Origin of the sequence: Maritimibacter harenae (assembly GCF_009882975.1) — a bacterium.
GTDB classification, from domain to species: Bacteria; Pseudomonadota; Alphaproteobacteria; order Rhodobacterales; family Rhodobacteraceae; genus Maritimibacter; species Maritimibacter harenae.
The window spans coordinates 131,473-153,135 of sequence record NZ_WTUX01000011.1 but is presented as its reverse complement, the minus strand read 5'-3'; the positions used below and the strand labels follow the sequence as shown (position 1 = coordinate 153,135).

19 protein-coding genes and 1 pseudogene are annotated in these 21,663 nt (G+C 68.5%); all 20 read right to left on the bottom strand.

Translation table 11 applies throughout. From position 1 onward, the window contains the following. Window positions 1–282 precede the first annotated feature (282 nt). The 20 genes and pseudogenes from ftsA to ftsL all read right to left on the bottom strand — a co-directional run bounded on the left by ftsA (window position 283) and on the right by ftsL (window position 21,661). Complete coding sequence (ftsA, locus tag GQE99_RS07420; protein WP_161350970.1) at window positions 283–1,617, bottom strand: cell division protein FtsA; 1,335 nt, start codon at window positions 1,615–1,617, stop codon at window positions 283–285. Next, entirely contained in the window at window positions 1,614–2,498 is an 885-nt protein-coding gene (locus tag GQE99_RS07415) for a cell division protein FtsQ/DivIB (RefSeq protein WP_161350969.1), read from the bottom strand. Before GQE99_RS07415 ends, ftsA begins: the two co-directional genes overlap by 4 nt. Then, window positions 2,486–3,364, bottom strand: coding sequence for a D-alanine--D-alanine ligase (locus GQE99_RS07410; protein WP_235917155.1), 879 nt, complete (start codon window positions 3,362–3,364; stop codon window positions 2,486–2,488). The genes GQE99_RS07415 and GQE99_RS07410 overlap by 13 nt, the downstream gene beginning before the upstream one ends. A gap of 108 nt (window positions 3,365–3,472) precedes the next feature. Then, window positions 3,473–4,402 (bottom strand): UDP-N-acetylmuramate dehydrogenase, encoded by a 930-nt coding sequence (murB, locus tag GQE99_RS07405; protein ID WP_161350967.1) that lies wholly within the window; start codon window positions 4,400–4,402, stop codon window positions 3,473–3,475. 58 nt (window positions 4,403–4,460) lie between these two features. Next, the gene (locus GQE99_RS07400) at window positions 4,461–4,718 is read right to left on the bottom strand and encodes a DUF2484 family protein (RefSeq protein WP_161350966.1); all 258 of its coding nucleotides are present in this window, start codon (window positions 4,716–4,718) and stop codon (window positions 4,461–4,463) included. A 65-nt stretch (window positions 4,719–4,783) separates the two neighbouring features. After that, window positions 4,784–5,974 (bottom strand): APC family permease, encoded by a 1,191-nt coding sequence (locus GQE99_RS07395; protein ID WP_161350965.1) that lies wholly within the window; start codon window positions 5,972–5,974, stop codon window positions 4,784–4,786. Window positions 5,975–6,023: 49 nt separating this feature from the next. Beyond that, complete coding sequence (locus tag GQE99_RS07390; protein ID WP_161350964.1) at window positions 6,024–6,473, bottom strand: GNAT family N-acetyltransferase; 450 nt, start codon at window positions 6,471–6,473, stop codon at window positions 6,024–6,026. A 69-nt stretch (window positions 6,474–6,542) separates the two neighbouring features. Then, a pseudogene (locus GQE99_RS07385) lies at window positions 6,543–7,361 on the bottom strand (aldo/keto reductase); the annotation flags it as partial. Between the two features lie 98 nt (window positions 7,362–7,459). After that, complete coding sequence (gene murC / locus GQE99_RS07380; RefSeq protein WP_161350962.1) at window positions 7,460–8,854, bottom strand: UDP-N-acetylmuramate--L-alanine ligase; 1,395 nt, start codon at window positions 8,852–8,854, stop codon at window positions 7,460–7,462. 30 nt (window positions 8,855–8,884) lie between these two features. Further along, window positions 8,885–9,994, bottom strand: a complete 1,110-nt coding sequence (locus GQE99_RS07375) for a UDP-N-acetylglucosamine--N-acetylmuramyl-(pentapeptide) pyrophosphoryl-undecaprenol N-acetylglucosamine transferase (RefSeq protein WP_161350961.1) — start codon at window positions 9,992–9,994, stop codon at window positions 8,885–8,887. Next, on the bottom strand, window positions 9,994–11,160 hold the full coding sequence (ftsW, locus tag GQE99_RS07370; RefSeq protein ID WP_161350960.1) for a putative lipid II flippase FtsW: 1,167 nt from the start codon (window positions 11,158–11,160) through the stop codon (window positions 9,994–9,996). The genes GQE99_RS07375 and ftsW overlap by 1 nt, the downstream gene beginning before the upstream one ends. A gap of 111 nt (window positions 11,161–11,271) precedes the next feature. Continuing rightward, a complete protein-coding gene (locus tag GQE99_RS07365; protein ID WP_161350959.1) occupies window positions 11,272–11,988 on the bottom strand; it encodes a hypothetical protein in 717 nt (238 codons plus the stop codon). A gap of 157 nt (window positions 11,989–12,145) precedes the next feature. Beyond that, entirely contained in the window at window positions 12,146–12,919 is a 774-nt protein-coding gene (locus GQE99_RS07360; protein ID WP_161350958.1) for a hypothetical protein, read from the bottom strand. 36 nt (window positions 12,920–12,955) lie between these two features. Beyond that, window positions 12,956–13,888 carry a DMT family transporter gene (locus GQE99_RS07355; protein WP_268892730.1) on the bottom strand — a complete coding sequence of 311 codons (933 nt, stop codon included), beginning with the start codon at window positions 13,886–13,888 and terminating at the stop codon, window positions 12,956–12,958. Beyond that, complete coding sequence (gene murD, locus GQE99_RS07350) at window positions 13,878–15,281, bottom strand: UDP-N-acetylmuramoyl-L-alanine--D-glutamate ligase (protein WP_161350957.1); 1,404 nt, start codon at window positions 15,279–15,281, stop codon at window positions 13,878–13,880. Before murD ends, GQE99_RS07355 begins: the two co-directional genes overlap by 11 nt. Before the next feature lie 171 nt (window positions 15,282–15,452). Continuing rightward, on the bottom strand, window positions 15,453–16,541 hold the full coding sequence (gene mraY / locus GQE99_RS07345; RefSeq protein WP_161350956.1) for a phospho-N-acetylmuramoyl-pentapeptide-transferase: 1,089 nt from the start codon (window positions 16,539–16,541) through the stop codon (window positions 15,453–15,455). An 18-nt stretch (window positions 16,542–16,559) separates the two neighbouring features. Then, window positions 16,560–17,984, bottom strand: coding sequence for a UDP-N-acetylmuramoyl-tripeptide--D-alanyl-D-alanine ligase (locus GQE99_RS07340; protein ID WP_161350955.1), 1,425 nt, complete (start codon window positions 17,982–17,984; stop codon window positions 16,560–16,562). Next, complete coding sequence (locus tag GQE99_RS07335) at window positions 17,981–19,468, bottom strand: UDP-N-acetylmuramoyl-L-alanyl-D-glutamate--2,6-diaminopimelate ligase (RefSeq protein WP_161350954.1); 1,488 nt, start codon at window positions 19,466–19,468, stop codon at window positions 17,981–17,983. Before GQE99_RS07335 ends, GQE99_RS07340 begins: the two co-directional genes overlap by 4 nt. Window positions 19,469–19,487: 19 nt before the next feature. Next, the gene (locus GQE99_RS07330; protein ID WP_161350953.1) at window positions 19,488–21,275 is read right to left on the bottom strand and encodes a peptidoglycan D,D-transpeptidase FtsI family protein; all 1,788 of its coding nucleotides are present in this window, start codon (window positions 21,273–21,275) and stop codon (window positions 19,488–19,490) included. Next, window positions 21,272–21,661 carry a cell division protein FtsL gene (ftsL, locus tag GQE99_RS07325; RefSeq protein WP_161351496.1) on the bottom strand — a complete coding sequence of 130 codons (390 nt, stop codon included), beginning with the start codon at window positions 21,659–21,661 and terminating at the stop codon, window positions 21,272–21,274. Before ftsL ends, GQE99_RS07330 begins: the two co-directional genes overlap by 4 nt. Between the last annotated feature and the right edge of the window lie 2 nt (window positions 21,662–21,663).

Below are 21,663 nucleotides of genomic sequence, written 5' to 3'. Positions count from 1 at the left end.
TGGCATTGTCCCGATCTTCGCCGGTTGTCTGCCTATTTCCCCTCAGCTTAACCGTTACACGGGCGCAGGTCACGCAAAAAACACGAAAAAGCCCCTAAATCCGGTGGATTACCGGGCTTTCGACGGCGAGATTTGGCGTAGATGGGCATATCTTGTGTTTTCACACACGAAAGCCATGCCGGTCCGCGTCCCACCGCGATCCGACTGCACCACCTGTGGCCGCCGCTTTCAAGCGCTTTTCGCGCCCCCGGCGGTTCTACGCTTGCGCGGCCCGGCGCGCGCCTACCAGTTGTCGCGGAACCACTTCACCGCGCGGCGCAGGCTGCGCGCCGGGTAGGTCGCGGCGGGGATGTCGAAATCCCACCATTCGTCCTGCGGAGAGGCCGCGAAGAGGCACAGCCCCACGGCGCTGGCGAACGCCGCCCCCGTCGCCGCCTGCGGGAGCCCCTGGACGCGCAGGGGGCGCCCGATGCGCACCTGCTGGCCCAGGATGCGAGGCGCGAGGCTGTCGATGCCCGGGATCTGGCTGGCGCCGCCCGTAAGCACGATCTGCTGGCTCGGCAGGTGGTCGAACCCGGCCGCGTCCAGCACCTTGCGCACCTCCTCGAGGATCTCCTCGACGCGCGGGCGCATGATGCCGATGAGCTCGGACCGGCTCACGGTGCGCCGGTCGTGTTCCCAGTCGCCGGTGTCGCCCCCGATCTCGATCATCTCGCGGTCGTCCATGCCGGTGGCGAGGATGCCGCCGTAGAAGGTCTTGATCCGTTCGGCGGTGGCCATCGGGATCTGGAGCCCCTTGGAGATGTCCGAGGTGACGTGATCGCCGCCCAGCCGCACTGTATCGGCGAAGATCATGTGCTTCTTCATGAAGATCGACACGCCGGTCGCGCCGCCGCCCATGTCGATGCAGGCCGCCCCCAGCTCCTGCTCGTCCTCGACGAGGCTGGCGAGCGCCGCGGTGTAGGAGGACGAAGCGAGCCCCGCGAGCTCGAGGTCGCAGCGCTTGATGCAATAGGCGACGTTGCGGATCGTCGCCGCGTCCACGGTCAGAAGGTGCATGTCCACCGCGAGCCGTTTGCCGGTCTGGCCGCGCGGGTCGGACAGGCCCGAGCGGTGGTCGAGCGCGAAGTTCACCGGCTGGGCGTGCAGCACCTCGCGCCCCTCGCCGTAGTCGGGCACGTCGCACGACGCCATGACGCGCGCGATGTCGTCCTCGGTCACGGCGGAGCCCGCTACCTCGACCTCACCCGCCACGCCGTAGCTGCGCGGAGAGGCGCCGGAGAAGGTGGCGATCACGTGATCCACACGGATGTTCGCCATCTTCTGCGCCGCCTGGATCGCAGTCCGGATCGCACGTTCGGTTTCCTGCATCGCGTCGATCTCGCCGAAGCGCACGCCGCGCGAACGTGTCGTGGCCGCGCCGATCACCCGGAACCCGGACTGCCCCGCAAGCGAGCCGACCCCGTCGTTCGCCATGCTGCGGTCGACCCCGTCGAAGCGCAGCACCAGGCAGCCGATCTTCGACGTGCCGATGTCGAGCACCGCGATCACGCCACGTTGCATGGCCGCCTTCCGCATGGCGCGCATGGCGCGTTGCTGTTCGTAGAGCTCCGTCATTGTGTATCTCCGCTCTCATAGCTCCGGATGCGCCTCAGCTCGGTGACCGCGGGTTCGGTCATGCGCAGCGTGGGGCGCGCGGGGTTGCGCATGTCGATATGGGTGAGGTCGCGCGCCAGAAGGTCCTGCGCCTCGTCGAGCGCGAGCACCTGCTCGAGCGCGGCGACGGGCGCGGTTTCGGGCAGCATGATGCGCTGGTCGCGGTCGAGCACCAGGTCCCAGCGCCGTTCGCCGACGCGCACGAGCCCGCGCAGGCGCGGCGCGACGGGACCGGCCGCATCGATCAGCGCCAGTGCCTGGGTGACGGCGTCGGAGGCGCCCTCGCCCACGATGAGCGGCAGGTCGGCCCGGTCGGCACGCGCCTTGAGCGAGGCGACGCGGTGCCCGGTGTCATCCAGCAGGTCGATGCCCCCGGCCCGGCGCCACAGGACGACCGGCTCGCGCTCGGTGATCGTCACTTCCATCACGCCGCCGGGACGGATGCGCAGCGACACGCTTTCGGTCACGTCGAGCGCCGCGATCTCGGCCTTGATCGCCTCGAGGTCGAGATCGAAGGACGAAGCGGGGAATTCGACCGGCACCATGTCGCGGATCGCGCGGTCGACGACCGGCGAGGCCCCCTCGATCGCCATCAGCTTCACGGTGAACTCGGGGCGCGTCTCGATCGAGCGGCGGATCTCGCCCACCTTCTCGACGATCGCGTAGCGGTTGGTCGGGTTGGAGATGTACCAGCCCGCCACGAACAGGAGCACGAAGACCGGCAGGCCGACGCGCAGCATGGCCCGGTAGAACGGCGTCAGCCACATCCGGTGGACGCGGTAGGCCCAACGTGAGGGGGCCGGATCGCGGCGGGGGGTGCGGCTGGCGTTCAACGATTGCACGAGGCGTCCTCCACCATCCAGCGACACAGCGCGCCGAACTCGATGCCTTGAAGCGCCGCCTGTTCGGGGACGAGCGACGTGGGCGTCATGCCCGGCTGGGTGTTCTGCTCGAGCAGGATCAGGCCATCGAGGCCCTTGCTGTCGTCCCAGCGGAAATCCGACCGCGAAACGCCCCGGCAGCCCAACGCGTCATGCGCCCGGCGCGCGATGTCGAGGCAGGCCTCGGTGATCTCGGCGGGGATGTTCGCGGGCACCTCGTGGCGCGAGCCGCCCTCGGCATACTTCGCGTCGTAGTCGTACCAGCCGTCCGCGATGATCTCGGTCACGCCCAGCGCGCGGTCGCCCATCACGGTCGTGGTGAGCTCGCGGCCGGGCACGTAGGCCTCGACCATCAGCGTGTCGGGCAGGTCGTCGGCAAGCTTCGGCGGCGTGTTGGCGCCTTCGGCGACGATGTAGACGCCGACCGAAGACCCCTCGTTGAAGGGCTTCACCACGTAGGGCGGCGCCATGGCGTGGCGTGCCTCGATCTCTGCCCTGTCGGCCAGCAGGCTCTCGGCGACCGGCAGGCCCGCGACGCGGAACGCTTCTTTCGCGCGCTCCTTGTCCATCGCGAGCGCGGAGGCCAGCACGCCGGAATGGGTGTAGGGCAGACGCATCCATTCCAGGAGCCCCTGCACGCAGCCATCCTCGCCCCAGCGGCCGTGGAGCGCGTTGAAGACGATGTCGGGGGAAATCTCGGTCAGGCGTGCGGCAAGGTCGAGGCCCGCGTCCAGCTCGACCACCTCGTACCCTTCACCCCGCAGTGCGGCGGCACATTCACGCCCTGAGACAAGCGAAACCTCCCGTTCAGCGGAAGGTCCACCCATCAGTACCGCGACCTTGGGGACATGCCTGCTCGCATTGCCCAAAATCTGCCTCTCGTGCCCGGCCGTTTGCGGCCGTGATCGTTGATTTTTCGCGATTGTTTCGCGTGGTTATTCCGGCGCGGGTTCACCCACGCGCATGATTTCCCATTCTAGCGTCAGGCCACTGGTTTCGTAAACCTTTTTCCGAACCTCTTCGCCGAGTGTTTCGAGGTCGCGGGCGGTGGCGCCCCCGGTATTGGTCAGGAAATTCGAGTGCTTGGGATTCATCTGCGCCGCCCCCACCGTGGCCCCGCGCATTCCGGCGTCGTCGATCACCTTCCAGGCCTTGAGCTCGTGGCTGTCGTCGGCCCGCCCGGTCGAGGAGAACCCGGCCGGGTTGCGGAAGGTCGAGCCCGCCGTGCGGTCCTTGGTGGGCTGGGTTTCGTCGCGCTTGGCGAGCTGGGCCTCCATCTGCGCGGCGAGCGCGTCGGGATCGCCGGGCGTGCCCTCGAACACCGCCTCCATCAACACGCAGCCGTCCGGCACGTCGCTCTGGCGGTAGCGGAAGTTCATGTCCTCGGGGCCAAGCGTGATCACCTCCCCTGCCCGCGTCACCGCCCGGGCCTCGCGGAACACGTCGGCCACGTAGCTGCCGTAACATCCCGCGTTCATCCGCAGCGCGCCGCCGATGGCGCCCGGGATCGTGCGCAGGAAGGTCAGGTCGACGCCCTCGGCCGCCGCCTTGCGCGCCACGTGCGCATCGAGCGCGGCAGCGCCCGCCGTGACGGTGGTGCCCTCGATCCGGATGCTGTTGAAGCCGCGTCCCAACCGGATGACCACGCCCCGGATGCCCCCGTCCCGCACGATGAGGTTGGACCCCACGCCCATCGGAAACACGGGCACGGAGGGGTCCAGGTCGCGCAGGAAATCCGCGAGGTCCTCGACATCGGCGGGCAGGAACAGCCAGTCGGCCGGTCCGCCCACGCGCATCCACGTGAGGCCCGACAGCTCCTTGTTCTCGGTCAGGGTGCCGCGCACCGGGGGAAGCGTGATCGTCATGCAGACGGGGTAGACCGGGGGGCCGGTCTTCGCAAGGTGCGCCGCGCGCGGCGGCGGCTCAGTGCTCGGGAATGTCGAGCTTCTCGCCCCGGATCATCATCGGGATCGCGCGGAAGCCGTTGCGAAACAGCGATACGAAGGCAAAGACGCCCACGGCCGTCCAGATCCAGCCGTTCTGGTAGCCGATCCAGCCCAGGAGCGCGAAGGCCGACAGGCCCAGGATCGTACCCGGCACGATCTGCTTGCGGATCGGCAGGAAGGCGATGAGCGAAGCGGCCAGCACCCAGATGCAGCCGACGATCAGAGAAGTAGGCATGGCGAAATTTCCGTCGTTGCGTCCCGAACATGGTCTACCGCCAAAACCGGGCGGAATTTGGGCGCTCAACCATAGAGTGTCACGAGGTTCGCGGCGAGCAGGCCCAGCGACCCGACGATGCCCAGCCAGGGCATGAGCGCAGGCACCCGGAACGGTCCGCCGGGGTGCTTGCGCTTCACCCCGATGAGGGCGGCGTTGACGATGGTGAAGACCACGAGCAGCGCCAGCGTCGTGTATTCGGCCAGCACCACCACCGGCAGGGCGAGAGCGGCGGCGATGGTGAACGCCGCGACGAGGATCGTGGCCAGGACCGGCGTGCCGAAACGCGGATGCGCGTGATGGAAGGGCCCGAGCCAGGGCGAGCGGCGGCCCAGCCCGAAGAGCACGCGGGCCGACATGACCATCTGTGCCAGCACGCCGTTGAGCGCGGCGGCCACGGCGATGGCCGACAGGAACGCCCCTGCCCCGCCGGTGGCGGCCGACCACACGAGCACGAGCGGGCGCTCGGAGACGCCGAGTTCGGCCAACGGCACGGCACGCACGGCAGCGAGCGACACCAGCGCGTAGAGGCCCGCGGTCATCGCCAGCGACCACAGGATCGCGCGCGGCATCTGCCGGGCGGGATGGCGTGCCTCTTCGGCCATGTTCACGAGATCGTCGAACCCGAGGAAGGCGAAAAAGGCGAAGATCGTCGCGCCCACGACCCCGGGGAGGTGAAATTCGGCGGGCTGGACCCAGTCCGGACTGGGCGGCGCGCTGAACCCGGCCCAGACGACCAGCAGCAGCCCGCCCACCTCGATCGCGGTCAAAATCGCCACGAAGGCGAGGCTCTCGACCGCGCCGATCAAGGCGATGCCGGCCAGGACCACGCCGAGCCCGATCATGGCGAGCCCCGGGTCCACGGCCACCAGCGCGCCGAGGTAGCCGACACCCCCGCGCAGAACCGCGGCACCACCGATCACGCCCGCGGCGATGTTGACGAAGCCGACCAGCACCGCCAGGGCGTGGCGGTTCAGCCCGACCTCGACATAGGCGCTGTCGCCCGCGGCCTCGGGGATGCGGGCGCTCAGTTCGGCGAAGGAGAGCGCCGTGGGGAACGCGACAAGCCCGGACAGCAGGAACGCGAGCGGCGCCCAGACCCCTGCCGCACCGGCGGCATAGCCCACGAGCACGTAGATACCCGCGCCCACCATGATGCCAACGCCGTAGGCGGTGAGCAGCCCGGTTCCCAGCCGTTTCGGTAGTGTTTCACCCATAATCGCCCTTTCCCGCGCAGCATGGCGCGCGGGTGGGCGCCGGACAAGGTCAGCCGATGGACAGGTGCAGCCCGATCGTATCGTCCTGAAAGCCCAGCTTGCGGTAGAAGCCTTCCGCGTTCAGCGACTTGGGCGAGAGCAGCGAAATATCCGCGCAGTTCTTCGACTTCGCGCGCTCTATGGCGCTGTGCATCACGGCGGCGGCAAAGCCCCTGCCACGGTATTCGGGCAGGGTCACGACGTTCTCGATCCGCGCAAGCGGCCGGCCGCCCCAGGTCAGGTTGGGCAGGATCGACAGCATCGCGGTCGACACGATCTTGCCCTCGCACTCGGCCCCGAAAAGCGATGTGCCCGGCATGGCGAGGATCTCGTAGAGGATCGCCTCGCCCTCGGCCCCGTCCGGCACGGGATGCTCGCTCAGGTGGCTGAGAAGCGCGTGCAGGTCGGGAAAATCGTAACGAGACAGGTCGCGCACGCGGGGCATGGCCTCGGTTAACATGACATCCTCCCTGATGTGGCGCACAGCGTCCGCCCTTCTCGGCGTGAGGTCAAGGGCGGGGTTCCCCGCTCAATGTCCGAAAGTATCGGCGTCGAGCGCGTCCGGATCTGGGCGATCCAGCGCGTCCAGCGCCCGCATTTCGGCCGCGGTGAGTTCGAAATCGAACACATCGAGGTTCTCGGCCTGCCGGGTCGGGTCGGAGGATTTCGGCACCGGGACATGGCCCGATTGCACGTGCCAGCGCAGCACGACCTGCGCCGGTGTCTTGCCGTGCGCCACGGCGGCGGCCGTGATGGCCGGTTCGGACAGCAGGTCGCCCCCGCGCCCGATCGGGCTCCACGCCTCGGTCAGGATGCCGTGCTCCCGGTGCAGCGCCACTTCTTCAGGGCGCAGGTGGTAAGGATCGAGCTGGATCTGGTTCACCGCCGGGGTGAACCCCGCCTCAAGGAGGTCGGCCATGTGGTGCGGCTTGAAGTTCGACACGCCGGCCGCGCGCACGAGCCCCGCCTCGACCAGCCGGGTGATGCCGTCGAAAGCCTCGACATAGGTGCCCTGGTCCGGGTTCGGCCAGTGGATGAGCAGAAGGTCGATGTAATCGAGCCCCAGCCGCTTCAGGCTGGCTTCGCAGGCTTTGCGCGCCCCGTCCACGCTGTGCCAGTCCTTGTTGAACTTCGTCGTGACGAAAAGCTGGTCGCGCGGCACGCCGGAGGCCTTGATCCCCTCGCCCACGCCGACCTCGTTGCCGTAGTTCTCGGCCGTGTCCACCAGCCGGTAGCCCAGCTTCAGGGCTGAGGCGACGGCACGCGCGGCCTCGTCATCCGTCATCGGCCAGGTGCCGAGACCCAGCCGGGGCATCGCCACGCCGTTGTTGAGCATGGTGGTCGGGACGAGATGGGGGGCGTCGGGCATGGGGGCCTCCGGGTTCACTGGTGACTTTACCATCACCGACCTATGCCCCCTGCCGCCCGGATCAACCCGTGTGCCTATCAGGCGTTGAGTTTTTCCTCGAGCTCGCGCGCCCAGGTCGAGATCGTGCCGGCCCCCAGGCAGACGACGATGTCGCCCTCCCGCGCCTCGGCCTTCACGAGGTCCACGAGGTCGGACTGCGTGCCGATCGCGTGGGCGTGCCGGTGGCCGTGGTTGGTGAGACCGGCGACCAGGTCGTCGCGCGTCGCACCCGGGATCGGGTCCTCGCCTGCGGCATAGACATCGGCGATGCCCACGACGTCGGCCTCGTTGAAACAGGTGCAGAAATCTTCGAACAACGTATGCAGACGCGTGTAGCGGTGCGGCTGGTGCACCGCGATCACCCGGCCCTTAACCGCCTGGCGCGCGGCCTTGAGTACCGCCGCGATCTCGACCGGGTGGTGGCCGTAATCGTCGATGATCGGCACGCCGTTCCACAGCCCCACGCGGGTGAAGCGGCGGTTCACGCCCCCGAAGGCGGCGAGCGCGTCGCGGATCTCGGCCCCCTTCATGCCCAGGTGGCGGGCCACCGCCACGGCGGCCAGCGCGTTGGACACGTTGTGGTCGCCCGGCATGGGCAGCGTGCAGCCCTCGATCCGGGTGTCGGGAAGCACGATGTCGAAATGCGCGACGCCCGCGTCGTAGTGCAGGTTCACCGCGCGCACGTCGGCCTGGGCGTTGAAACCGAAGGTCATCACGCGACGGTCGGTGATCTTGCCCACCAGCGTCTGCACGTCCGGGTCGTCGGTGCAGCAGACCGCGAGGCCGTAGAAGGGGATGTTCGACACGAAGTCGTAGAACCCCTGGTGCAGCGCTTCTTCGGTGCCCCAGTGGTCCATGTGCTCGGGGTCGATGTTGGTCACGATCGCCACGGTCGCGGGCAGGCGGTTGAAGGTGCCGTCGCTTTCGTCGGCTTCGACCACCATCCATTCGCCCTGACCCATGCGGGCGTTCGAGCCGTAGGCGTGGATGATGCCGCCGTTGATCACGGTCGGGTCGATCCCGCCGGAGACGAGAAGCTCGGCGACCAGCGTGGTGGTCGTCGTCTTGCCGTGCGTGCCGGCCACGGCGATGTTCGACTTCAGCCGCATGAGCTCGGCCAGCATCTCGGCGCGGCGCACTACCGGCAGACCGCGGGCGCGCGCGGCGTCGAGCTCGGGGTTGCCGGGCTTGATCGCGGACGAGATCACAACGACCTCCGCGCTCTCGAGGTTCTCGGCCGTCTGGCCGATGAAGATCTCGGCACCCAGCCCCGCAAGCCGCTGGGTGATCGGCGAGGTCTTCAGGTCGGAGCCCTGCACCCGATAGCCGTGGTTGAGAAGCACCTCGGCGATCCCCGACATGCCGATGCCGCCGATCCCCACGAAGTGGATCGCCCCCATTTCGGTGGGGAGTTTCGTCGCCGCTGCGTTCATCGCCTGTCCCTTTGTTCTTGCGTGTCGTCGTCAGGCCAGCGTGTGACCGTAGGCCAGCGCCTCGACCATGTCGGCCAGTGTCTGCGCCGCCTCGGGCTTGCCCGTCGACAGGCTGGCGCGGGCCATCTGCAGGGCGCCGTCCGGATTGTCCAGCACGCTGGCGACGTGTTCGGCCAGCATGGCGGGATTCAGCTGGCGCTCCGGGATGCGGATCGCCCCGCCCGCGTCGACCAGCGCCTGCGCGTTCGCGGCCTGGTGGTCGGCGGTGGCGTAGGGGTACGGGATCAGGATCGCAGGGCGTCCCACGACCGAGAGATCCGCGACCGACGAGGCGCCCGAGCGGCTGATCACCAGCTGCGCCTCGGCCATGCGGCGCGGCACGTCGCTGAAGAACGGCTCCACCTCGGCACGGATACCGTGTTCGTCGTAGAAGGCGCGCACCCGCTCGCCATCCTCGTCGCGCGCCTGGTGCGCGACCGTGATGTGGCGGCGCAGCCCGTCGGGCAGCGCGGCGAGCGCCGGGGGCACGTTGTCGGACAGCGCACGCGCGCCCTGCGACCCGCCGATCACCAGCACGTTCATCGGGTAGTCGCCCGGCGGGATGTATGCCGCCCCGGCCCGTTCGAGTACCGCACCACGCACGGGATTGCCGACGTGAAGCGCCTGCACCCCCTCCGGGATCGGCCGCGTGGGCCAGGTGCCGCAGGCCAGCGCGGTCACGCGCTTGGCGAAGAGCTTGTTCACCGTGCCCAGCACGCCGTTCTGTTCATGGATCATGCGCGGGATGCGCAGGAGCGTGGCCGCCGTGAGCGCCGGGATCGACGGGTAGCCGCCGAAACCAACCACGGCCTTCGGCCGGTCGCCCAGCATCCGAAGCGTCGCACCGATCACGCCGCCAAGCACCCGGAACGGGACCACCGCCCTGGCCAGCGGTCCGCCTCGCGCGAAGGTCGCCGAGGCGCGCTGTTCGATCTCGACGGCGTTCGGGAAGCCGCCCGCGTAGCGCGCGCCGCGCGCATCCGTCGACAGCTTCACGCGCCAGCCGCGTGCCAGAAGGGTTTCGGCAAGCGCCTGCGCCGGGAACATGTGGCCCCCGGTGCCGCCCGCCGCGATCACCGCGAGCGGTGCCTCGTTCGTCATCAATGGCCTCTTGCTCTGAGGAAGTCCTCGATCCGTCCCTGGGGCCGGTAGCGGGTGAACGCGATCAGCATCCCCGCCGCGATGCCGGTCGCGATCAGCGACGAGCCCCCGTAGCTCACGAAAGGTAGCGTCATCCCCTTGGCGGGCAAGAGGCGCACCGCCACGCCCATGTTGATGAGCGCTTGCACGCCGAACATGGCCGCAAGCCCCGTGCCGGCGAGCCGGATGAACGGGTCACGCTCGTTGATGAGGCGGAGGAACGAGCGCACGACGACGGTTGCGTAGAGCGCGATGATCAGGAGGACGAGGATGAGGCCGTATTCCTCGGCCGCGACCGCGATGATGAAATCGGTATGCGCGTCGGGCAGCGACCACTTCACCTGACCCTCGCCCACGCCGACGCCGAAGAACCCGCCCTCGCGGATCGCGTTGGTGGCGAAGCCCAGCTGCGTGTTGGGGTCGACCTGCGGGTTCAGGAAGCCGTCGATGCGGCGCGCGAAGTGCTCGGAGTTCTGGTAGAAGGCGAAACCCGAAGCCACGACCACCGCCGCCGCCCCCACGATCAGGATGTAGGGTGCGCCCGCGAGGAAATACATCACGCCCCAGGCGAAGAGGATCAGCGCGGATTGCCCGAAATCGGGCTGCACGGCGAGAAAGCCCACCAGCACCAGCGTGAGGATCAGCGACATCGACTTGCCCGGCGGGCCTTGGATCTCCTGGCTCGCCGCCATCAGCCAGGCGACCATCACCACGTAGAAGGGCTTCATGAACTCGGAGGGCTGGAACGAGGCGAAGCCGAGCGAATACCACCGCACCGCCCCCTTGCCGAAGTCCGTGCCCAATGCGGGCAGAAGCGCGATCGCCACGAAGGCGCCGATGAAGCCCAGCACCGCAAGGCGACGCACCATCACCGGCGACATCATCGTCGTGGCGAACATGGCGATGAAGGCCACCACCCCGAACATGACCTGCCGCTCCACGTAGTAGAACGGCTCGAGCCCGTTGCGCTGCGCCAGCGGCGGCGAGGCCGCCAGCCCCAGGAGGATGCCGATCGCGAAGAGCAAAAGGATGCAGGAAACCGACCACTTGTCGATCGTGCGCCACCAGCGGGGAAGGATCGGATCCTTCGCCTGCCGCGGCGCCGCGCCATAAACCATTTCGGTCATGAGAAACCGCCCGATACTGCCTCAAAACGCCCGGTTTGTCCGGGTCTGCGCTCACTCTAACGCGAAACGCTCGCCCTGAGAAGGTGCGATCACGTCACGGGCCGACGCGGATTACCGGCAGGTGCGCGGGCGCACCTGACCTGCCTCTTTCAGCTTGCCGATGCCGGCGGGTACATGCGGATAGAGCGCCGTATGGGGCGGATCACGACGCGGCAGGATACCCGGGAGCCTGCACAGGTGGTTCCAGTAGATGTCCTGCACCTTTACGTAATCCGGGTGGTGATCGGGCCGCGCTGGCGTGTATTGCGGCCTCAGGGTGTAGTCCCCGTTCGCGATGTCGCTCAGCTCTTCGAACACGTCGATCACCGGCATGTGGCGCGCCGTCCGTTTCACGAGGGCATGGTAGAGGCGTCCCATCTCCTGGTCGGGAAGCTGGGGCGCATCGGAAAACCGCGACCAGTACGAGGCAGGCAGCTTCGGAAGAGGTCCCACGAAAACCACGTGTATCCGGCGAAACCCCTGCTGTTCCAGAACCCGGCGCGCATTGCGCAATCCGGCCACGGCGGGCCGGATGATGCGTTCGTCGCGCATGAGGCGAAATCCGCGGCGGAAATGGCGCGCGATGAAGTAGGCATCCACGCCGCCGAAGGTGAGAAACACGGTGGCATTGCGCGGCAAGGTCCGCGTGGCCATCGCAAGGTAGCCGTCATGGTCCTCGTGGCGAAGCCCCCGCGCGCTCCACCCTCCAGCCCAGACCGGATGGTAGTCGGGGTTGTCTCCGAAGATGTAGTCGAAGAGCTCGGCCCCGCTCGAGCCGATGGCGATCACGGGGCGTGGCGTGGTGGGAGATGAATCTGAAATCGAAACAATAGGCATGGAAATGCAGGGACTAGATAATCGGCCCAGTATGGCCGCCGTCAGCCGGCTTGGGAAGCGGCTTGACCCGTGAACGATCGGCGTTCGCCGATGCGACGGCGCAGCGCAGTTAGCGGCAGGTGCGCGGCCGCACCTGCCCTGCCTCTTTCAGATTCCGGATCGCGCTTGGCGTGCGAGGGTAAAGCGCCGTATGGGGCGGGTCGCGGCGCGGCAGGATCCCCGGGAGCGTCTTGATGCGGTCCCAGACGATGTCCTGCGTCGCGATGTAGTCCGGGTGGTGGTCCGGCTCAGTACGCGCGTATTCCGGGCGCAACTGGTAATCGCCACTCCGGGCATCGCTCAAGTCATCGAGCAGGTCGATGACCGGCATATGCTCCGCCGCACGTTTCGCGATCCGGTAATACAGATGCGCCCGCTGCTCGTCCGGAAGCTGGGGTGCAGCCGATCGATCAGCCCAATAAGCGGGTGGCAAACGCGGCACCGGACTCGCAAACACGGCGTGGACGTGGCGAAACCCCTTCTTCCGAAGGAAGCGGCGCGCCTGCCGTAGGCCCTCGACCGCCGGACCGATGATGTCTTCTTCACCAATCCAGGGCCTTGCGCGGCGCTGGTGGCGGAAGACGAAATTCGCGTCAACGCTTCCGAAGACCAGGAATACGGTCGATCGTTTCGGCAAATCCCGCGTGATCTTGTCCAGGTATCCGCCCTTTTCCTCGCGCCTCAGCCCCCGCGCGCTCCATCCACCGGCCCACAGCGGGTGATATTCCGGATTGTCCCCGAAGATGTAGTCGAAGAGCTCGGTCTGGCTGGAACCGATGGCGATCACCGGGCGGGGCCGCGTGCGGTGTCCCAGGAGGGACGGCAAATTCGGAAAAAGGGTCATCGTGAAACGAATACAGCGCAATCAGGGAAGACGAGGTCAAAACGGCGTTTGTCGCGCCCGTTTGGATGCGGCGCGGTCCATGCCCAGCCGGCGCTCACGCCAGATGATGAGGATGCCCGCGGCGATCACGATGGCCGCGCCGAGAAGCGTGGTGCGCGTCGGCACCTCGTCGAAGAACGCCATGCCCAGGGCCGTCGCGAAGAAGAGCGAGGCGTAGTCGAAGGGGGCCACCACCGAAGCCGGGGCAAAGCGGTAGGCGGAGGAGAGCATCCCCTGCCCCGCGCCCCCGATCAGCCCGCATGCGACGAGCAGGACCAGGTCCTGGCCGCCCGGGATCACCCAGCCGAAGGGCAACGTGGCGAGCGAGATGAGCGTCGAGGAGAACGAGAAGTAGAGCGCCACCGTCGCGGGCCGCTCCGTCGCCACCAGCCGGCGCACCTGCACCTGGGCAAGTGCTGCGGCCAGCGCGGAGGCGATCATGATCGCCGCCCCCAGCGCCTCGGTCGCCCCGGCATCATTCAGCGACGTGAGCCGAGGGTAGAGCACCACGAGCACGCCGATCAGCCCCAGCACGACCGCCGACAGGCGAAAGAGCCTCAGCCGCTCGCCCAGGATGATCGCCGCGAGGATCGTGATGAAGAGGGGCGTCGCGTATTGCAGCGTCGTCACCTCCGGCAGCGGCAGGAGCGTGAGCGCGGTGAACATCAGCCCCATCGCCGTGGTCCCGATCACGCCGCGCCACAGGTGGCCGAAGGGGCGCGATGTGCGCACGCCTTCGCTGAGCTGACCCACGAAGGCGAGCCAGCCGATCATGATCGGCACGGCGAAGAGCGAGCGGAAAAAGACGATTTCGCCGGTCGGCACGCGCCCGTCCGTGCCCTTGATGAGCGCGCCCATGACGGTGAAGCACAGCACCGCGCCGATCTTGAGCGAGATGCCCAGGCCGATACGGTTGGGACTATGCGCCAAGGGCGGCCCGGACCCGCGCGACGAAATCGTCGCCGCGCTGCTCGAAGTTGTCGTACTGGTCGAAGCTCGCCGCGGCCGGGGCGAGGAGCACCGTGTCGCCCGGCGCGGCCTCGGACATGGCGGCGGCCACGGCGACCTGCATCTCGGTGCAGACCTCGGCCTCGACATCGCCCAGGTCGCGCGCGAACGCCTCGGCCTCGCGCCCGATGACATAGGCTTTCGTCACGTTGGCGAGCCCGGGGGCCAGCGCGGCAAGCCCGCCCTCCTTCTGAAGCCCGCCCACGATCCAGCGGATGTTGTCGAAGGCCATCAGCGCCTTCAGCGCGGCGTCCACGTTGGTGGCCTTGCTGTCGTTCACGTAGCGCACGCCATTGGCCTCGGCCACGATCTGCGAGCGGTGCGGCAGGCCCGCGAAGCTCGCGAAGCCCTGCTCGACCACCTTGGGAGACAGCCCCAGCGTGCGGCAGGCGGCGTAGGCCGCGCAGGCGTTCTGGTGATTGTGGGTGCCCGGAAGCGCCGGGACCGCGCGCAGGTCGATCGCGCCCACCTGCTTGCCCTTGCGCGTCTCGGACAGGAACCCCTTGCGGGCGTGGACCAGCCAGCCGGGGCCTGTGAGCTTTTCGTTGACCGAAACGCGGATCACCCGGTCGTCGCCAGGCCCCATCGCGAGTTGCCCGGCGAGGAACAGCCCCTCGGGCTCATCCACGCCGATCACCGCGCGGTCCGGCCCACCCTCGGCGAAGAGCCTCCGCTTGGCGGCGAAATAGCCCCCCAGCCCGCCGTGCCGGTCGAGATGATCGGGCGTCAGGTTGGTGAAGACGGCCACGTCGGGCGTCAGAGCGCGGGCGAGTTCGGTCTGGTAGCTCGACAACTCCAGCACGATCAGCTCGCCGTCGCGCGGCGGGTCGAGGTCGAGCACCCCGCGCCCGATGTTGCCGGCAAGCTGCGTGGGGCGCCCGGCGGCCTCCAGCACGTGATGGATGAGCGCGGCCGTGGTCGACTTGCCGTTCGAGCCGGTCACGGCGATCACGCGCGGCGGCTGGTCCATCTCGTCCCATTCGCCGGAGCCCAGAGAGCGGAAGAACAGCCCGATGTCGTTGTCGACCGGGATGCCCGCGTGCAGGGCCCGCAGGATGTGGCGGTTGGGCTCGGGGTAGAGGTGCGGGATACCGGGGCTGGTGATCAGCGCTGCGACGCCGTCGAAGGCCTCGCGCCGGGTGAGATCGTGGAGCGTGAGCCCGGCCGCCTCGGCCCGGGCGCGCGCCTCGGCGCCGTCGTCCCAGCACAGGGGCGTCGCCCCGCCGGCCGCCAGCGCATGCGCCGTGGCAAGCCCGGACCGGCCCAGGCCAAGAACGGCGACCCTTTCGCCTTCGTATCCGCGCACCGGGATCATGGCACCCTCATGTTGGTTCGCGAGATTGGTATCTCGCGGTGTCGCGATTGGCCAGAGGCGGCGAGGTCCCACACGGACATCGCGGTGACATCATTCGAAGATTTCCCCGGCCCCCGCCCCGGCGCCGCAAGCCGAATTCGTGGCGCGAATCCGGGGCGATTTCCGCGTCGTTCAGCGCAGTTTCAGCGTGGCGAGCCCGATCAGCGCGAGGATCAGGGAGATGATCCAGAACCGGATCACGATCTGCGGCTCGGCCCAGCCCCGTTTCTCGAAATGGTGGTGGATCGGGGCCATCAGGAACACCCGTTTGCCGGTGCGCCGGAAATAGAGCACCTGGATGATGACCGACAGCGCCTCCACGACGAAAAGCCCGCCGACGATGCCAAGCACCAGTTCGTGCTTCATCGCCACCGCCATGGCGCCCAGCGCGCCGCCCAGGGCGAGAGACCCGGTGTCGCCCATGAAGACCGCGGCCGGCGGCGCGTTGTACCACAGGAAGCCCAGCCCCCCGCCGACGAGCCCGGCGACGAAGATCAGAAGCTCACCGGTGCCCGGGACGTAGTGCACTTCGAGGTATTCCGTGAAGTCGACCCGGCCCACGGCATAGGCGATCACGCCCAGCGTCGCGGCGGCGATCATGACCGGCATGATGGCGAGCCCGTCGAGCCCGTCGGTGAGGTTCACCGCATTGGCCGCGCCCACCATGATGAACATCCCCACCGGGAGGAAGAAGAGCCCGAGATTGAGAAGCAGGTCCTTGAGCACCGGGAAGGCGAGCCGTCCGCTCAGCGGGTCGGGGTGCAGCGACATCAGCACCCAGGACGCGGCGAGCGCGATGATCCCCTCGAGGAGCAGGCGCATCTTGCCGGACAGCCCCGCGTAATTGTCGTTCTTGGCGATCTTGTTGTAATCGTCGGCGAAGCCGATCATCCCGTAGCTCAGCGTCACGCCGAGCACGACCCAGACGAAGCCGTTGTCGAGCCGCGCCCACAGGAGCGTCGACACCGTGATCGCCCCCAGGATCAACGCCCCGCCCATCGTCGGCGTGCCCGCCTTCGACTGAAGGTGCCCTTCGGGGCCGTCGGCACGGATCGGCTGGCCATTTCTTTGCCTGTTTTTCAACAGGTTGATCAGCGGCCGTCCGAACAGGAAGCCGAAGATGAGGGCCGTGAAAAAGGCGCCGCCGGCGCGGAAGGTGATGTAGCGAAACAGGTTGAAGATGTCGCCGCCATCTGACAATTCGGCCAGCCAATAAAGCATCGGATGCGTCCCTCGTAATCAGGTTGCCTGCGGATGGCCCAGTTTTCTGACCGCGTCAACCACGCGCGAAACCCGGCTTCCCTTGGACCCTTTCACCAGCAGCACGTCGCCGGCATCGATCAGGTGATGCGCCTCGGCGCAGAGCGCGTCGGCGGTTTCGGACCAGCGGCCCTGCTTCTGGGCCGGAAGCGAGTCCCAAAGGTGCTTCATCAGCGGGCCCACGCAATGGACCAGGTCGACCTGGGCCATCGCGGACAACCCCGCGAGCTCTTCGTGGAGGGCGACCTCCTTCGGCCCGAGTTCCAGCATGTCACCCAGCACCGCCACCCGCCGGCCACGCGAAATCCGCCCCACGCCGTCGTCGGGCCGCGTGGCGACCAACACCTCGAGCGCGGCGGCGATCGAGGTCGGGTTGGCGTTGAAGGCGTCGTCGATCAGCACCACGTGCTCCTGCTCGACGGGGTCGAGCCAGACCGTCTCGCGCGTGCCGCGACCGGTGGGCGGCTCCCAGGTGGACAGGTCGCGCGCGGCCAGGGTGACGTCCGCGCCGAGCGCGCCCACCGCGCCCAGAACCGCGACGGCGTTCATCGCGAAATGGCGGCCGGGCGAGCCGAGGCGCACCAGGTGCGACATCTCTCCGGCATCGATACGTGCCACGGTCGCCGCGTCGGTGAGCTCGAGATGGGCAAGCCGGATCGCGTCGCCCGGTTCGGTGCCGAAGGTTTCGACCCGTTCGGCACGCGCCTCGGCCTCGGCCATCAGGATCGGGGTCGTGTCGAGCCCGGCGGGCACCAGCGCGATGCCCCCCGGCTCGAGCCCCTGGTAGATCGCGGCCTTCTCCTGCGCGATGCCCGCCACGTTGTCGAACGCTTCCAGGTGGACGGCCGCGACGGTGGTGACCAGCGCCACGTGCGGGCGGGCCAGCCGGGTGAGCGGGGCGATTTCGCCGGGATGGTTCATGCCGATCTCGATCACCGCGAACTCGGTGTCGCGGGGCATCCGCGCCAGCGTGAGCGGCACGCCCCAGTGGTTGTTGTAACTTGCCTCGGCCGCGTGGCAGCGTCCTTGCCGGTCCAGCACGGTGGCGAGCATTTCCTTGGTCGACGTCTTGCCGACGGACCCGGTGACGGCCACCACGCGGGCATCGGTGCGCGCGCGGCCGGCGGCTCCGAGCCGTTCGAGGGCTGTGAGCACGTCGTCGACAACCAGAAGCGGGGCATTTTCGGGAATACCCTCGGGGATGCGCGAGACCATCGCGGCCCCTGCCCCCTTGGCCAGCGCGTCCGCGACGAAATCGTGACCGTCGCGCTCGGCCTTCAGCGCCACGAAGAGGTCGCCGGGGGCCAGCGTGCGCGTGTCGATCGATACGCCGCGGGCCGACCAGTCGCCCCTGGCGTTGCCGCCAGTGGCCTCGGCCGCCTCGGCGGCAGTCCACAAGCTCATGCCAACCGGCCCTCGAGCGCTGCGACCGCGACCGAGGCCTGCTCGGCATCGTCGAAAGGCAGCACGTCCTCGCCCACGATCTGGCCGGTCTCGTGGCCCTTGCCCGCGATCAGGAGCGCGTCGCCCGGCTCGAGCATGTCGACACCGCGCAGGATCGCCTCGGCCCGGTCGCCGTATTCGTTGGCGTCGGGGCAGCCTTCCATCACCATCGCGCGGATGGCGGCGGGGTCCTCGGTGCGCGGGTTGTCGTCGGTGACGATCACCACGTCGGCGTAGTCGGCGGCCGCCTTGCCCATGAGCTTGCGCTTGCCGGTGTCACGGTCGCCGCCGGCGCCGAAGACGACGACGAGCTTGCCCATCGCGTGCGGGCGCAGCGCCTCGAGCGCGGTGGCCAGCGCGTCGGGCGTGTGGGCATAATCCACGAAGACCGCCGCCCCGTTGTCACGGCGCGCGGCCAGTTGCATGCGCCCGCGCACGGTGGTGAGCGACGGGAAGGTGGAGAACACCTCTTCCGGCGTCGACCCCGACGCGATGGCGAGCCCGGCGGCGACCAGCACGTTCTCCGCCTGGAACCCGCCGATGAGGTCGAGCTGCGTGGTCTGCGGTCGACCGTTGTAGAGAAAGCGGATCTGCTGGCCGGTGGTGTGGTAGCGCTGCGAGGTGAGTTGCAGGGTGCAATCCTCGGTGCGCCCGATCGAGATCACCTCCTGCCCGCGGGCGACCGCGATCTCTTCCATCTCGCGCCCGCGCGGATCGTCGACGTTGATCACCGCGACCCCGTCGTCGGGCAGGACGCGGTTGAAGAGCCGCGCCTTGGCGTTGAAGTATTCCTCGAAGCTCGCGTGGTAGTCGAGGTGATCCTGCGAGAAGTTTGTGAAGCCCGCCGCGGCCAGGTGCACACCCTCGAGCCGGCGCTGGTCCAGCCCGTGGGACGAGGCTTCCATCGCCACGTGCGTGACGCCCGCCTCGGCCATGTCGGCCAGCAGGCGGTGCAGCGTGATCGGCTCCGGCGTCGTGTGGGCCGAGGGTGCGGAATAGGCCCCTTCCACCCCGGTGGTGCCGAGGTTCGCGGCCTGCAGGCCGAGCTCGGTCCAGATCTGGCGCGTGAAGGTGGCGACCGAGGTCTTCCCGTTCGTGCCGGTCACCGCGACGATGGTTTCGGGTTGCACGCCGAACCAGAGCGCGGCGGCAAAGGCCAGGGCCGCGCGCGGATCCTGGGTGACCACGAGGGCCGCGTCCGACTCGGCCAGCACATCGGCGGCAATCCGCGCGCCCTCGGGATCGGTGAGGATCGCGGCGGCGTCCATGCGCAGCGCGTACTGGATGAATTCCGCGCCATGCATCTTCGCGCCGGGAAGGGCCGCGAACAGGTGGCCCGGCTCGACGTTGCGGCTGTCGACGGAAAGTCCCGTGATTTCAACATCCCGGCCACCCTGCGCCTGAAGGCCCAGCGCGGTGAGAGAAAGCGTGTTCTGCGTCGGCATGATCCCCCCGGGGACAAGCTCAGTTAGATGTGAGTGTTACACCCATCTGCGCGTCGGGTTCAATCTCCGGGCGGAGCCCGAGAAGGGGGGCGGTGCGGCGGATGATCTCGGCCGCGACGGGAACGGCGGTGTAGCCGGCCGTGCGCCGCGCCTCGTTCAGGATCGAGACGACGGGCTCGTCGAGCGTCACGACGAGGATGTATTTCGGATCATGCGCCGGGAAGACGCTGGCGAAGGTGGCGATCACCTTCTCGTCGTAGTAACCGCCCTGCGGCTTGGGCTTGTCGGCGGTGCCGGTCTTGCCGCCCACCGCGTAGCCCTCGACCTCGGCGAAGGAAGCCGTGCCGTCGTCATCCGACACCACGAGGCGCAGCATCTGGCGCGCGATGTCCGACGTGTCCTTGCGCACCACGCGCGGCCCCGGCTGCACGGGCCCCGTGCGCACCAGCGTCGGCTTGACCATCGTGCCACCGTTGAGGAGCGAGGCATAGGCGGTCGCCAGGTGCAGCGGGCTGGCTGAGATGCCGTGGCCGTAGGAGATCGTCATCGTCGACAGCTCGGACCAGTTCGACGGCAGGAGCGGCTTGATGCCGGAGGCCTCGGACAGCTCGATGTCGGTGGGCCGCGTCAGCCCGAGCCGTTCGAGGAAGGCGCGCTGGCGATCGGCCCCGATCTGCTGGGCGATGCGCGCGGTCCCGATGTTGGAGCTGCGCACGATCACGTCGGTCACCGACAGTTCGGGTCCGTAGTCGTGGAAGTCGCGGATGCGGAACTTGCCCCAACGGATCGGCCCCTGCGTGTCGACCATCGTGTCGGGGGCCACGAGCCCCAGTTCGAGCGCCTGGGCGGCGGCGAAGATCTTGTAGGTCGAGCCCAACTCGTAGACCCCCTGCACCGCGCGGTTGAAGAGCGGGCTGTCGGACGGGTCGCCCTTGACCAACGGGTTGGGCCGGTCATTCGGGTCGAAATCGGGGAGCGAGGCCATCGAGACGATCTCGCCGGTGCGCGCGTCCATCATGATCGCGGTCGCGCCCTTGGCGTTCATCACCTGCATGCCGCCGGCCAGCACCCGCTCGACGGCGGCCTGCACGGAAAGGTCGAGGGTGAGCATCAACGGCTCGCTCGCGCGCGCCGGGTCGCTCAGCCGATCCTCGAAGAAGAGCTCGATGCCCGCGACGCCCTTGAGCTCGGCCGCGCGCACCGCCTGTTCGCCGAAGCGTGCGCCGCCCAGGATATGCGAGGCGACGGGGCCGTTGGGGTAGAGCCGCATCTCGCGCGGCCCGAACAGAAGGCCGGGCTCGCCGATGTCGTGCACGGCCTGCTTCTGCTCCGGGCTGATGCGCGGCTTGATCCACAGGAACGTGCGCTTGCCGGTGAACTGCTTGCGCAGCTTCTCGGCATCGAGATCGGGAAAGATGCGCGCAAGCTCGGTCGCCGCGCGCTCGGGCTCGATCATGTTGCGCGGCTCGGCGTAGAGCGAATGGGTGACCAGGTTGGTGGCCAGCAGCCGCCCCTTGCGGTCGACGATGTCGGCGCGCGTGGCGGTGATCTCCGCGCCCGAAACTTCGGCACGCGGCTCGGTCGGGACCGAGGTGGACAGGGACCCCATCCGGACGCCCACGACGATGAAGGCGCAGAAGAACATCGCGGCCAGCACCACGAGCCGCCCCTCGGCACGAAGGCGCGCGGTGTCGCGCATATCCTCGTGCCGGCGCTGGCGGTTGGCGCGTTCGATCGCGTCCGGGTCGCCCCCCTTCTCGCGGGCCTCGAGGATACGGGCAAGCGGGCGCAGGGGCACACGGGTCATGGCCGGGTCTCCACGTCTTGGATGTCGGACAGTTCGTTGTCGAGCCGGGCCTGCACGTCGATGCCTTCGTCCTCGGGCAGAAGCGGCAGGGTGTCGGGCGGCTCCGGGTAGGCCACCTGGTCGACGCGGCCGAACTGCTCGGGCGCCAGCGGCAGGAGGCCCAGGCGGTCGAAATTCAGCTCGGCCAGGTCGCGCAGGCGGTCGGGGCGGTTGAGATAGGCCCATTCGGCGCGCAGCACGACGAGCCTTTCGCGCATGTGGGCGATGTCGCGTTGCAGGTCCTCGACGTCATCGAGCGCCGCCTGTGTCTTGTAGTTCTCGACGTAGGCCCAATAGCCCAGTGCCATCACCGCCAGCGTCGCAAGGATCTGGAGGGCCGATCTCAGCA

Bases quoted from the DNA above. Each gene is read 5' to 3' on its own strand.
- ftsW (WP_161350960.1), bottom strand. From the start codon at position 11,160: ATGACCGAAATGGTTTATGGCGCGGCGCCGCGGCAGGCGAAGGATCCG.
- mraY (WP_161350956.1), bottom strand. From the start codon at position 16,541: ATGCTTTATTGGCTGGCCGAATTGTCAGATGGCGGCGACATCTTCAAC.
- GQE99_RS07360 (WP_161350958.1), bottom strand. From the start codon at position 12,919: ATGACCCTTTTTCCGAATTTGCCGTCCCTCCTGGGACACCGCACGCGG.
- murC (WP_161350962.1), bottom strand. From the start codon at position 8,854: ATGAACGCAGCGGCGACGAAACTCCCCACCGAAATGGGGGCGATCCAC.
- GQE99_RS07375 (WP_161350961.1), bottom strand. From the start codon at position 9,994: ATGACGAACGAGGCACCGCTCGCGGTGATCGCGGCGGGCGGCACCGGG.
- GQE99_RS07395 (WP_161350965.1), bottom strand. From the start codon at position 5,974: ATGGGTGAAACACTACCGAAACGGCTGGGAACCGGGCTGCTCACCGCC.
- ftsA (WP_161350970.1), bottom strand. From the start codon at position 1,617: ATGACGGAGCTCTACGAACAGCAACGCGCCATGCGCGCCATGCGGAAG.
- murD (WP_161350957.1), bottom strand. From the start codon at position 15,281: ATGATCCCGGTGCGCGGATACGAAGGCGAAAGGGTCGCCGTTCTTGGC.
- GQE99_RS07340 (WP_161350955.1), bottom strand. From the start codon at position 17,984: ATGAGCTTGTGGACTGCCGCCGAGGCGGCCGAGGCCACTGGCGGCAAC.
- murB (WP_161350967.1), bottom strand. From the start codon at position 4,402: ATGACGATCACGCTTCCCCCGGTGCGCGGCACCCTGACCGAGAACAAG.
- GQE99_RS07400 (WP_161350966.1), bottom strand. From the start codon at position 4,718: ATGCCTACTTCTCTGATCGTCGGCTGCATCTGGGTGCTGGCCGCTTCG.
- GQE99_RS07410 (WP_235917155.1), bottom strand. From the start codon at position 3,364: ATGGGTGGACCTTCCGCTGAACGGGAGGTTTCGCTTGTCTCAGGGCGT.
- GQE99_RS07335 (WP_161350954.1), bottom strand. From the start codon at position 19,468: ATGCCGACGCAGAACACGCTTTCTCTCACCGCGCTGGGCCTTCAGGCG.
- GQE99_RS07390 (WP_161350964.1), bottom strand. From the start codon at position 6,473: ATGTTAACCGAGGCCATGCCCCGCGTGCGCGACCTGTCTCGTTACGAT.
- GQE99_RS07330 (WP_161350953.1), bottom strand. From the start codon at position 21,275: ATGACCCGTGTGCCCCTGCGCCCGCTTGCCCGTATCCTCGAGGCCCGC.